This window comes from Parapedobacter lycopersici (assembly GCF_040395035.1).
Classification (GTDB): Bacteria; Bacteroidota; Bacteroidia; order Sphingobacteriales; family Sphingobacteriaceae; genus Parapedobacter; species Parapedobacter lycopersici_A.
On the sequence record NZ_JBEBRB010000077.1, the window covers coordinates 1 to 11,241 of the forward strand.

General features: G+C 46.0%; 12 protein-coding genes. 7 read left to right on the forward strand and 5 right to left on the reverse strand.

Annotated features, from left to right (window positions below; translation table 11 throughout):
• The first annotated feature begins 1 nt into the window (after position 1).
• Positions 2-979: a PDDEXK nuclease domain-containing protein gene (locus tag ABWO75_RS11945; RefSeq protein ID WP_353185835.1), complete on the forward strand. Its 978-nt coding sequence runs from the start codon at positions 2-4 to the stop codon at positions 977-979.
• Positions 980-1,081: 102 nt separating this feature from the next.
• Here ABWO75_RS11945 and ABWO75_RS11950 read toward each other — a convergent pair whose 3' ends face one another.
• Positions 1,082-1,621: a GNAT family N-acetyltransferase gene (locus ABWO75_RS11950; protein ID WP_353185837.1), complete on the reverse strand. Its 540-nt coding sequence runs from the start codon at positions 1,619-1,621 to the stop codon at positions 1,082-1,084.
• A gap of 154 nt (positions 1,622-1,775) precedes the next feature.
• Between ABWO75_RS11950 and ABWO75_RS11955 the strand changes: the two genes are divergently transcribed.
• A complete protein-coding gene (locus ABWO75_RS11955; protein ID WP_257656690.1) occupies positions 1,776-2,075 on the forward strand; it encodes a hypothetical protein in 300 nt (99 codons plus the stop codon).
• 290 nt (positions 2,076-2,365) lie between these two features.
• Here ABWO75_RS11955 and ABWO75_RS11960 read toward each other — a convergent pair whose 3' ends face one another.
• The gene (locus ABWO75_RS11960; RefSeq protein WP_353185839.1) at positions 2,366-3,277 is read right to left on the reverse strand and encodes a hypothetical protein; all 912 of its coding nucleotides are present in this window, start codon (positions 3,275-3,277) and stop codon (positions 2,366-2,368) included.
• A 95-nt stretch (positions 3,278-3,372) separates the two neighbouring features.
• Between ABWO75_RS11960 and ABWO75_RS11965 the strand changes: the two genes are divergently transcribed.
• Positions 3,373-4,716 (forward strand): MBL fold metallo-hydrolase, encoded by a 1,344-nt coding sequence (locus tag ABWO75_RS11965; protein ID WP_353185841.1) that lies wholly within the window; start codon positions 3,373-3,375, stop codon positions 4,714-4,716.
• The gene (locus tag ABWO75_RS11970; RefSeq protein WP_353185843.1) at positions 4,716-5,216 is read left to right on the forward strand and encodes a rhodanese-like domain-containing protein; all 501 of its coding nucleotides are present in this window, start codon (positions 4,716-4,718) and stop codon (positions 5,214-5,216) included. The genes ABWO75_RS11965 and ABWO75_RS11970 overlap by 1 nt, the downstream gene beginning before the upstream one ends.
• A 14-nt stretch (positions 5,217-5,230) precedes the next feature.
• On the opposite strand, the gene trxB is transcribed toward ABWO75_RS11970, so the two are convergent.
• Positions 5,231-6,184, reverse strand: a complete 954-nt coding sequence (gene trxB, locus ABWO75_RS11975) for a thioredoxin-disulfide reductase (RefSeq protein ID WP_353185845.1) — start codon at positions 6,182-6,184, stop codon at positions 5,231-5,233.
• A gap of 115 nt (positions 6,185-6,299) precedes the next feature.
• Entirely contained in the window at positions 6,300-7,274 is a 975-nt protein-coding gene (locus tag ABWO75_RS11980; RefSeq protein WP_353185847.1) for an exonuclease domain-containing protein, read from the reverse strand.
• A gap of 256 nt (positions 7,275-7,530) precedes the next feature.
• On the opposite strand from ABWO75_RS11980, the gene ABWO75_RS11985 reads away from it, so the two are divergent.
• The 3 genes from ABWO75_RS11985 to ABWO75_RS11995 all read left to right on the forward strand — a co-directional run bounded on the left by ABWO75_RS11985 (position 7,531) and on the right by ABWO75_RS11995 (position 9,970).
• Positions 7,531-8,433 (forward strand): histone deacetylase family protein, encoded by a 903-nt coding sequence (locus tag ABWO75_RS11985; protein ID WP_353185849.1) that lies wholly within the window; start codon positions 7,531-7,533, stop codon positions 8,431-8,433.
• Positions 8,434-8,505: 72 nt separating this feature from the next.
• The gene (gene cmoA / locus ABWO75_RS11990) at positions 8,506-9,240 is read left to right on the forward strand and encodes a carboxy-S-adenosyl-L-methionine synthase CmoA (protein WP_353185851.1); all 735 of its coding nucleotides are present in this window, start codon (positions 8,506-8,508) and stop codon (positions 9,238-9,240) included.
• Between the two features lie 4 nt (positions 9,241-9,244).
• The gene (locus ABWO75_RS11995) at positions 9,245-9,970 is read left to right on the forward strand and encodes a methyltransferase family protein (protein WP_353185853.1); all 726 of its coding nucleotides are present in this window, start codon (positions 9,245-9,247) and stop codon (positions 9,968-9,970) included.
• A 12-nt stretch (positions 9,971-9,982) separates the two neighbouring features.
• Here the strand turns inward: ABWO75_RS11995 and ABWO75_RS12000 are convergent, their stop codons facing one another.
• The gene (locus ABWO75_RS12000) at positions 9,983-11,098 is read right to left on the reverse strand and encodes a Gfo/Idh/MocA family protein (RefSeq protein ID WP_353185855.1); all 1,116 of its coding nucleotides are present in this window, start codon (positions 11,096-11,098) and stop codon (positions 9,983-9,985) included.
• Positions 11,099-11,241: the final 143 nt, after the last annotated feature.

The window sequence follows — 11,241 nt, forward strand, 5'->3', positions numbered from 1 at the left end:
CATCATTGCCCAATCAAGGCACAATGCTATTCGTGCGGTAGACCATCAGCGAACGTTGATGTATTGGCATATCGGTAAACGTATCTTTGAAGAAGAACAAGAGGGAAAAGACCGTGCGGATTATGGGACTTTCCTTATCAAATACCTTTCAGAACAACTGCAACCCGAATTTGGAAGCGGCTTTTCTGTAAGGCAAATTAACCTGTATCGTCAATTTTACAGGACATTTCCAATTGTGCACGCACTGCATGCACAATTGAGCTGGACACAGTATAAGTTGTTATTGAGTGTTGACAGTCAGAATAAAAGAGCCTTCTATATCGCCGAAACCATTAAAAACAATTGGACTTCACGGCAGCTGGAACGACAGGTGTACAGCAATTTGTACGAGCGGCTTTTGCTGAGCAACGACAAGGATAGTGTATTGGCCGTTGCGAAAAAAGAGAAGCAACCATCCGAAGCCAAAGAAATCATCAAAGACCCCATGTTCTTGGAGTTTTTGGAGCTGAAGCGGGAAGCATCTTATTATGAAAGAGATTTAGAAAATGCCATTATAACGCATTTGCAGGATTTTTTGTTAGAGTTGGGCAATGGTTTTTCGTTTGTAGCAAGGCAAAAAAGAATACATATTGAAGGTGATGAGTTTTTTGCGGACTTGGTGTTTTACAACCGGTTGTTGCAATGCTTTGTGATTATAGAAATCAAAACAACCAAGCTGATACACCAGGACATCGGGCAGCTCCAAATGTATGTGAACTACTACGACCGCATTGAAAAGCTGCCACACGAAAACCCTACAATCGGGATTTTACTTTGTGCCAATAAAAACGATGCTGTTGTACGCTTCACATTACCCGAAAACCAAAAACAAATCTTTGCAAGTCAGTACCAACTTTATCTGCCAACCGAACAACAATTATTGGAAGAAATGAGCAAGGAGCTGGAAAGTTTTATAGATAGAGAAAACGGAAGTTTATAGGGGTTTTTCAGTTACCAATTCTTCTAAAATATGGCTATGGTTAATCTAACAGCATTGGGTGTGTATTGGATATAACGTATCAATTATTTGCCAGCTTCAACTTTAAGCGGGCGAAGCAACCCACGCTTCCTTGCTGATCTGATACACAAAATTCGTTTGTGGCACTCCTGTAGCAGAAATCAGTTCCAACTCTCCGATCTTTTCTGCTCCAATGCGACTGACGGCTATCTGGGAACGGATATTAGCTGCCCCGACATGAAAATGCACCTTGGATACAAATTGGAAAATATAGTCCAGCATCGTGCCTTTTACCAAGCGGTTGATCCCTTTACACCAATATGATGTAGCATAAAATGTATACCCTATTAAAATACTGTTTTCCTGTTGGTTATAATTATAAAAACGAGTGCTCCCAATGACTTTTCCTGTGACTTTATCCACCAGTTTGAATGCGCCTTTGCTTTGCATTGCGCCGGCAAAGAACAACCTGAACACTTCCTGTTTCCAGCGGTCGTTATTGGGATGCTGTTCCCATATCTGAGGGTCTGCCGCTACAGCATAAAGCGATTCAAAATCCGCTTCTTGCAATGGATAAAGAATTATCCTTTCGTTTTCCAATAAGGGTTGAATGTCGAAGTTCATGTGCAAAAATCAATTAGCCGGTTCCTTTCTATATCAAAGTTACTTTAATTCAACGGATGTCGGTAATCCGGGACAATCTAAATCCATCAACTAATTACTCCCCTATCCGAACATTTTGTCCATTGCATTGTTTCTTTTAATAAAGGATAAAACCATGGATAAATTGAAAAAATTTGAGTTGATGGAAAAAATTGTCCGCGAATTGGAGGATTTGAAACGCAGTCAACAGGCATTATTGGAGAAGATAGGAAAAATTGAAGTGGATAACATCGAATTGAGTGATAACCGGCTTGAAAAGGTATTGCCTGACATTTATCAGCGCACAGCCGATAACCTGGACGCCGTTAATGAAATACTGGAATCGTTTGCACAGCAAACAGACAACTTCGCAGACAAAAATAATGTGGAGCAGCTAAAGCAGCAACAGGAGCTTAATAAGTCCCGGAATGATTGATCGTCCAAGTGCAATTACCGCAACCGCTGACCGCGGAAATGTGACTTATAAAAAAAGGTCCGAGCCAGCAGTGGTTCGGACCTTTTTAAGTTTATAATTAGTTGGTTTGCGCCATAAATGTATGGATAATAACATGACATTGTCAAATAATTTATTCAAAAAAGTCATTATTTTTTACCAAATAGTCATAAACACCTATAAATCAACATCAACAAAACAAGTCCGACCGCAGCAGATACCTTCTTCAAAACTGATCTGCCGATAGAAATGCTAAACAGCATCCGGATCCGCTATTCTTTCCCTGATGTTCCGCCCGTGGATATGGTTCGCGGATAAAAGTACAACACGGCCTCCATACCAAGCGCTTTTTCACTGAGGGTAAAATACCCGTTGCGTTGACGATCAAAGGTAATTGCTTCGCCCTGGGGTTCGGGAACGTAAGCTAGCTTTGTCGCAGGCCGGGCCAACATGGTACATATCGATTCCCCTGCGTTCCGCCGCCAGTAAAATACATTAAGCAGATTTTTGGCGATGAATTCGCTTCCATCCCGTTGGATATCGGCCCCGGTAAAAAAAGTATACGGCAGCGTACACACGCTGGTCAGCGTTAGCGTATCCGGGGGCGTGTCTGGAAGTAAAGTTCGATATACCCCAACTGCCAATTCGCGTTTACTGATGACGTATAATGCCTCATCTACCGGATCGTAAAATAACGACTCTGCATCGCGCGGGCCGTCCTTATAGGTTAATACAAACGACCGGATTGCGGTGTTGGCAATTGTATCCACGCCGGATTTGTTAACCGCCAAAGGCTCTTCCAATAAGTGAACCGTTACATGATTCCGGCGACCGTAGTTATCGCCGATATCTCCTATCAGCAGATAAGAACGGCCATCACGGTTCATCCATGCGATGTCTTCCCAGTCATATGCCTGTATCCCTTGGAGATAAAACGTGGACTTATGTACCCCCATACTGTCGATAAGAAAAATCCTTGCGCCATCACCACTGTCATTATGCACCCAGAAATGGCCGGGAAATGCCGTTGACTCCACAATACCTGAAACTTCATGCATTTCCGGATGGGTGATTTTTCCACGGGTCACGCGACCGGAAAACACATTGACCCCGGTTTGGCTAATCGCCAGGTCCGTAATCATGCAACAGATCAAAACGCCTAAAATTTGCTTTGTAAATGCCATACGGTGTTAAAATACAAATTTTACATGGATGCTTCCGACGCCGGTCTGATTTTCGCACAAAACATTTTTCTATCTTTGTTGCAGAAGCAGAAGGTATGCAGATACACCAATTTTACGATGAGGGATTAGCGCACGCGTCCTATGCGATTATAAGTAAGCAACAGGTCGTGCTGATTGATCCTGCACGCAACCCGCAACCCTATCTGGATTTTGCAAGGGAACATGACGCGCAGATCATTGCGATCATAGAAACACATCCACACGCTGATTTCGTAAGTTCACACCTGGAATTGCATGAGCTAACAGGGGCGCCTATTTATATCAGTGGCCTGTTACGTGCTGCCTATCCAAACCGGTCATTTGACGCGGGTGTTCTCATCCCATGTGGTTCGGTATCGTTCCGCGCAATTGATACACCCGGACATTCACCCGACAGCCTGTGTGTTTTATTACTGGATGAATCCGGCAAGCCGAATGCGGTATTTACCGGCGACACGCTATTTGTTGGTGACGTGGGACGGCCGGACCTCCGTGAAGACGCCGGCAAAAATCCCCAAAAGGCTGTGGAATTTGCCAAGGCGCTGTATTATTCTCTTCATGAGCAGCTCGCTAAATTGCCACCCGGTGTTATCGTATACCCGGCTCATGGGCCAGGATCGCTCTGCGGCAAAAATATGGGAAGCGAACTGCAAAGTACCATCGGCCGGGAATTCCGCGAAAATTACGCGCTACAGCCGATGACGGAAGCTGAGTTTGTTGCCCTGATTCTAAAGGAGCAACCTTTCGTACCTCGGTATTTTGCGTATGATGTGGCGCTGAATGAAAAGGGAGCTCCAGCATTTCAGGCAAGTATTGACGCCGTACGCATTGTTGATGATATTCCGTTCACCGTAAAAGGTCTCGTGATCGATGGCAGGCCTCAGGCACAGTTTAAAGCCGGACACGCTCCCGGGGCAATTAATATTCCGGACGGCACCAAGTTTGAAACCTGGCTTGGCTCGGTCGTGGCACCGGAAGAGTCGTTCTACCTGTGCGCAGGCGACCCGGAAGCGCTGGCAATATTATTGGAAAAATCGGCAAAGATAGGTTATGAAAGCAAAATCCGTAGTGCCATGATCAGCTATGGCGGCCCAGTTGTGTCAGCAGATTTCGACCCAGACACGTTTCAGCGTGCCCCCGGGGATTACACCATCGTGGATATCCGGAATCCCGGGGAAAGCGCCGGTCACGGAAGAGGTGGTTTTTCAGGGTCCATCCAAATCCCGCTGTACGAACTGCGGGAACGTGTTGGGGAAATTCCGACCGATAAACCGATCGTGGTGCATTGCGCTGGAGGTTATCGTTCAGCCATTGGAACAAGTATTGTGGCCGGTATCGTGAAAAATGTTCCTGTTTTCGATATGGGAACACATATCCAACACCTTTCAACGATAAGTTAATGCTGGGAATTATAAGCATCTTTTGGCTGGCGTTGGCGGGCTGGCAGGAACAGGGGCCTACGCGTAATCCCGAATACGCGGCTCGGCTGAACAGCATCTATCGGCACAGCGTACCCACCATCACCGTGCGTGAGCTCAAAGAAGCAATGAAGGGTGGTGCAGTAGTGCTGGACGCCCGGGAAGCGGATGAATTTGAAGTAAGCCATATCCGGCATTCCAGACATGTGGGATACATCTGGTTCGACATGCGGACCGTATACGACATTCCGAAAACAGATACAATTATCGTTTATTGCGCAATAGGAAACCGAAGCGAACGTATTGGTGAAAAGCTAAAAAAAGCAGGGTACCAGCATGTGTTCAATCTCTTTGGCGGATTGTATGAATGGGTAAACAGGCGAAATCCAGTGTACAATAACGAAGATATCCAGACCACTGAAATCCATGGTTACGACAAAAACTGGGCCCGATGGCTTGAAAACGGATCGGCTGTATACTAAAAAAGCGATACGACCTAAATCATCACATGCGCTTTGGCGGCAAGGTATCGTTCTGCCTCCAGGGCGGCCATGCACCCTGTACCTGCGGCCGTTACGGCCTGCCTGTAAACATGGTCCTGTACGTCGCCACATGCAAATACGCCGGCAATGTTCGTTTGTGTGCTGTCTGGTTTAGTAATAAGATAACCATTTCCATCCATATCCAGGATACCCTCAAACAGTTCCGTATTGGGTTTATGGCCAATTGCCACAAAAAAGCCGGTTATCGGGAGTTGTTTTTCCTCACCCGTCTGATTGTTTGACACCGCCACTGCAGTCACGTTCTGCCCATCGCCCAGAATTTCACGGGCTTCTGTGTTATAGTGAATTTCAATGTTGGGTGTACTAAGCACGCGGTGTTGCATTGCTTTCGAAGCCCGGAATTCATCGCGGCGCACGAGCATATGCACTTTATTGGCTAGTTTAGCCAGGTAAGAAGCCTCTTCTGCGGCGGTATCCCCCGCCCCAACGATAGCGACGTCCTGTCCACGGAAGAAAAAACCGTCGCATACTGCACAGGCCGAAACGCCAAAACCGTTATATTTCTGTTCGCTATCCAATCCGAGCCATTTTGCCGTAGCACCAGTGGCAATAATGACCGTTTCAGCCGTTATCGTCTTTTCACCATCTACAACAACCCGATGTACATCACCTGAAAAATCAACAGATGTAATGTAGCCGAAGCGCACCTGTGTACCGAAACGCTCTGCCTGTTTCTTGAAATCCTCCATCATCTGCGGACCCAATATGCCATCGGGATAACCGGGAAAATTTTCTACATCAGTCGTCTGTGTCAGCTGTCCGCCGGGTACGATACCTGTATACATCACCGGTTTAAGATCAGCCCGCGCAGCATAAATGGCAGCGGTGTAACCAGCCGGTCCGGAACCGATAATCAGACATTTTACGTGTTCAATCTCTTGCGACATTTGGATTTTTTTTTAATGCAAAAATACAGTGTTAATGCATGCCATTCAATAACCTTTTGTCAGGATGCCGTAAGTATTGGAGTCCCACTCCGTCACCTACAACGCCTGACCGGCTTCATTTTTTGAATTTTTCCTGAAGATTTTTAAGCATATCATCCGTAATTGGTCCCGATTTCCGTTTAGGCTGGGGGTTATTACGGTTACTTTCGGGCCGGTTCGGGCCGGTGGAAGGCTGCGGCCTGGTAGCAGATGCCGCCTTGGGTACTGCGGTACGCTGTTCTTTTTGCTTTGCTTTGAACCGTGCCCACACCCGATCCAGGCATTTTTTGGTATAGAGTGGAAAATCACCCTGTTTCATCCACGAATAATAGCTGGGTTCAATTGCAAAAATCTCCTCTACCAAACGCCCTTTGTGTTTACCGAAACTAAAGATCTCCTCTCCGTTTTCATTGAACACCATCCGTCCGGCAAAATCCACCGGCCTGTTCAGGTTCGTGAACTGATGCAGGGCTTGTACATCATTGACAACCGGTACTGATTTTTTACCTGATTTATCTTCCCACTCAACATCCCGATACCGGTCCAACTGTGATTTAAGCACCTCATACGTTGCCCTCACATCTGCCTCGGCACTGTGTGCATTATCCAAGCTGCTATCGCAATAAAACCGGTACGCCGCTTTAAGTGTCCGCTGCTCCATCTGGTGAAAGATATTCTGCACATCGACAAAATGGCGGCCGTCTAACGTGAAATCCACATCGGCCCGTATAAATTCCTCCATCAGCATCGGAATATCAAATTTGTTTGAATTATATCCTGCCAAGTCAGCATCACCGATAAACTCAGCAATTTCAACAGCCACGTCTTTAAACGTGGGGGCGTCCACTACATCGTTATCGTAAATACCATGGAACAGCGACGACTCCAACGGAATCGGCATCTCCGGATTAAGCTTAAGTGTTTTTACTTCCTCACTGCCGTCCGGAAGCACCTTTAAGATAGAAATTTCCACAATCCGGTCGGCGGATACATTCACACCCGTTGTTTCCAGGTCAAAAAAAGCCAGGGGGCGTTTCAAATTCAGATTCATGCTATTAATTTTTCGCGGGATGCGTTTAGGGATGGTCTATTAAATAATTCGTAATACCGTGGTTAGCTAAAGATGATGATACCTAATAAAATCCCCACAATCATAATGATATACAGCAATAACTCGTTTTTGGCAAAGTGCTTATACTTTGTCCAGAAACTGTAATCTTCTTTCTCATCATGCTTAAATTCCATTGGCACAAAGGTAAGGATTATTTCCCGGTTTGCTATCTTCGCAACGGTTAAAACGGCCTGTTTTGTTTAAAATTGCATACCACTCCAGTTACGTACATCCGCTACCCAACGGGCATCGCTTCCCGATGGTCAAATATGAACTTATCGCTGCTCAATTGCGTTATGAGGCTGTTGTACCTGATACCGCTTTTTTTACTCCCGAACCGGCTGACCTGGAAACCATTAGTCTCGCACATGTACGTGAATACTGTAGCCAGCTACTCCACCTAACCCTCCCATCGGCGATGATCCGGCGGATCGGCTTTCCATTATCCGAGCAGTTGATAGCACGTGAACTGCGCATCGTCCAAGGGACAATAACAGGTTGCCGGTTCGCCATGGAGGATGGCGTTGCTTTTAATGTTGCGGGTGGTACGCACCATGCCGGCTCCGACTGGGGCGAAGGATTTTGCTTATTAAATGACCAAGCAATTGCCGCGTGTGACCTGCTTCACCGGGGAGCCAGCAAACAGGTGCTTATTATTGATCTGGATGTACATCAGGGTAATGGCACAGCGGAAATTTTCAATGGGGAACCTCGGGTATTTACCTTTTCCATGCACGGCCGGAACAACTTTCCCTTTCACAAAGAGCACTCCGATCTGGACATCAGCCTGGCTGACGGAACAAGCGACAGGGAATATCTCGAGACCCTCGAACAGCAGCTGGACGTGATTTTCGAAAAAGTAAAACCAGACTTTGTATTTTATCAGTCGGGAGTAGATGTGCTCTCAACGGATAAGCTTGGCAGGTTAAACTTAAGCCGTGCGGGATGTCGTCGTCGCGATGAACTCGTTTTTAACAAATGCCTGCAGGCGAATGTTCCGCTACAGGTAAGTATGGGAGGCGGCTACTCGCCTCAGGTTCGTGATATTGTGGATGCTCATTGCAATACGTTTAAGGCGGCTGTTCACTTTTTTGATTAAATTACATTCCCATTTTTTTCCAGATTTCACCGCTACTATCGCACTATTCAATTCAGCTATTCGACCTACGCGATGGGAAAATCGAAAGACAACGTTTTTCAAAAGGTGATCAAGAAGCCTTCTGATTTTAAATTCGGTCCGGTAGTGGCCAGTGCTTTTGATGATATGGTAGAACGTTCGGTACCGTTCTACACCGAGATTCAGCGCATGATTATTGAGCAAGCAAGTGAGTTTGCTGTTCCCGACACCAATATTTACGACCTAGGCTGCTCGACGGGCACTACGTTTCTGAACCTCGATCCCTTGGTGGATCAACGGGTAAAATTCATCGGTATTGACGATTCAAAGGATATGTTGACGAAATGTTCGGAGAAGCTTCAAGAGGCTAAACTTTCCAGGTCTTACGAATTAAAAAATGTTGATTTACATCAGGATTTTGAAATTGAACACGCCTCAGTGGTTATCTTATGCCTTACCATGCAATTCGTAAGACCGATATACCGCGAGAAACTGCTCCGGAAAATTTACGAGGGCCTTATTCCCGGCGGTGTGCTCATTATGTCTGAAAAAATCCTGGCAGAGGACAGTCTTTTCAACCGCAATTTCATCAAATACTATTACGATTACAAACGTCGGAATCAATACAGTGAACTTGAAATTTCCCAAAAGCGGGAAGCCCTGGAAAATGTGCTTATTCCCTATAAACTTAGCGAAAACATCAAAATGCTACGTGAGGCGGGGTTCCCTCATACTGAGGTATTTTTCAAATGGTATAATTTTTCCGGATTCATTGCCATAAAGAGCTAAAGCTATGATACTTATTGGCAATTTCTTCTTTAAATACCGGAATTTTCTGTTTATTTTTCTTTACCTGTCGCTTTTTATCCCATCGCCACCGGTATTTAGCGCGGCGGTCTGGGGCCCCGGTTTTTACTGGTACCCATTGATAGGCGGCCTGGTTATAACTGTCGTTGGGCAACTCATCCGCGGCCTGACCATATCACTTGCCTATATTGTTCGGGGTGGAAAAAATAAAAAGGTATATGCAGAGGGTTTGGTAACCAACGGCATCTTTGCGCACTGCCGCAATCCGCTGTATGTGGGCAACGTACTCATGTTACTCGGTGTTGGTATCCTGATAAACTCTCTCCTATACCTGACTATCTTTATTCCATTATTTCTTTTTATCTACCAGGCTATTGTATTGGCCGAAGAAAACTACCTCAGGCAAAAATTCGGAGACCAGTTTGAGGCATACACACGCAAAGTGAATCGCTGGCTGATTAATCCGGCCGGACTCTTACGGACAATTACCGGCATGCATTTCAGCTGGAAAAGATGGCTCGTCAAAGAATACAATACGCAGGTGATCTGGTTAGCAGGCATCGCATTGATCCTGATTTTTTATTATACCCCTTACTGGGGCTGGGAGCGTGAGCAATGGAATGCTTCGCTGGGTATTATACTGCTCCTGCTGGCCATTTATTACATAACGATCCGCTACCTGAAGAAGTCCGGACGCTGGAACGTAGCCTAACAGTTTACCCACTCACAGGCTGAGTTTCTGCCGCTGTCCCGTAGCACATGCCGCATAAATGGCATCAATAATTTTGAGGTCTTTCAACCCTTCCAAACCATCGACAGGCACAACGGGTTGGCTATCATCGAGGATAATCTCCGCCATACCGTCCATTTGCAGGGTTTGATGCATGACATGTGGTTGTGCGAGTGCACCTTGATGGGTACGACCTTTTATGGGCCCATATCCGGTGGAAGGCTGCATTTCAACAAAACCTTTTTCACCGGTCATGAAAAACCGGTCCAGGTAATTCATGTTATAGGTGGAAAGGCAGGAGGCCACAGCACCTCCAGGGAATCCCAGCTGAAACTGGATTGTTTCATCAACTCCTGCTTTGAATTTTACCTCGTCAGTCTTCGTTTCCTGAGCGGTCACCCAGATTGGATCTTCACCGACCATATAACGAGAGCCGTTGATCGAATAGATGCCAATATCCATCATAGCACCTCCCCCGGCTAATGTTTTATCCAATCGCCACTGGGTAGGGTCTCCTATTTTAAACCCGCTCAGCCCCTGGAAAAACATAATCTTTCCAAATTCCCCGGCACTTCGCATCCGGATAACTTCAAGCGTATTGGGTTCAAAATGCATCCGGTAGCCCACCAGTAATTTCACACCCGCCTCACGGCAGGCATCCACCATCTCCTGGCCCTCCCGGGCATTAATTGCCATCGGTTTTTCACAGATCACATGTTTCCCTGCCCGGGCTATCCGGATCACCTGATCGTGATGAAGGCCATTAGGTGTAATTACATAAACCGCATCAATATCTGGGTTATCTTTTACCTGATCGAACGTCTCATAATTGTAACAGTTCTTTTCCGGAATGTTATACTTAGCCTGCCATTCCTTAATTTTTGCAGGCGTGCCGCTGATCAACCCGGTTATCTTAGCCCGCTTACACGATTGCATGGCTTCGGCTACCCGGGTCGCATACCCCCCGAGCCCCATAAGCGCCACGCGAAGCACACGACCCTGCCTATTATGCGGAACCGGGGTGTAAGCCTGCTGTTCAAATGTTAAAAATGGCATCGCTGCAGCCGAAACGGCTAATTGCTGCAGAAAGTTGCGTCGTGAATTTCTCATAATGAAAAGTTATTGGTTAATTATGATGTGATAACAAAATAAAAGCCCGATAGTTTGTCTACAGCAACAAATATGTCCTATGGCGCGCCAGTTACCAACTCATTATATAATAAATAGTTACTGGTTATATAATAAATAGTTAC

What these genes read in the sequence shown, in the direction of transcription:
- ABWO75_RS11955 (WP_257656690.1), top strand. Translation starts at nt 1,776, where the DNA reads ATGGATAAATTGAAAAAATTTGAGTTGATGGAAAAAATTGTCCGCGAA.
- ABWO75_RS11960 (WP_353185839.1), bottom strand. Translation starts at nt 3,277, where the DNA reads ATGGCATTTACAAAGCAAATTTTAGGCGTTTTGATCTGTTGCATGATT.
- ABWO75_RS11970 (WP_353185843.1), top strand. Translation starts at nt 4,716, where the DNA reads ATGCTGGGAATTATAAGCATCTTTTGGCTGGCGTTGGCGGGCTGGCAG.
- ABWO75_RS11965 (WP_353185841.1), top strand. Translation starts at nt 3,373, where the DNA reads ATGCAGATACACCAATTTTACGATGAGGGATTAGCGCACGCGTCCTAT.
- ABWO75_RS11995 (WP_353185853.1), top strand. Translation starts at nt 9,245, where the DNA reads ATGATACTTATTGGCAATTTCTTCTTTAAATACCGGAATTTTCTGTTT.
- ABWO75_RS11950 (WP_353185837.1), bottom strand. Translation starts at nt 1,621, where the DNA reads ATGAACTTCGACATTCAACCCTTATTGGAAAACGAAAGGATAATTCTT.
- cmoA (WP_353185851.1), top strand. Translation starts at nt 8,506, where the DNA reads ATGGGAAAATCGAAAGACAACGTTTTTCAAAAGGTGATCAAGAAGCCT.
- ABWO75_RS11980 (WP_353185847.1), bottom strand. Translation starts at nt 7,274, where the DNA reads ATGAATCTGAATTTGAAACGCCCCCTGGCTTTTTTTGACCTGGAAACA.
- trxB (WP_353185845.1), bottom strand. Translation starts at nt 6,184, where the DNA reads ATGTCGCAAGAGATTGAACACGTAAAATGTCTGATTATCGGTTCCGGA.
- ABWO75_RS12000 (WP_353185855.1), bottom strand. Translation starts at nt 11,098, where the DNA reads ATGAGAAATTCACGACGCAACTTTCTGCAGCAATTAGCCGTTTCGGCT.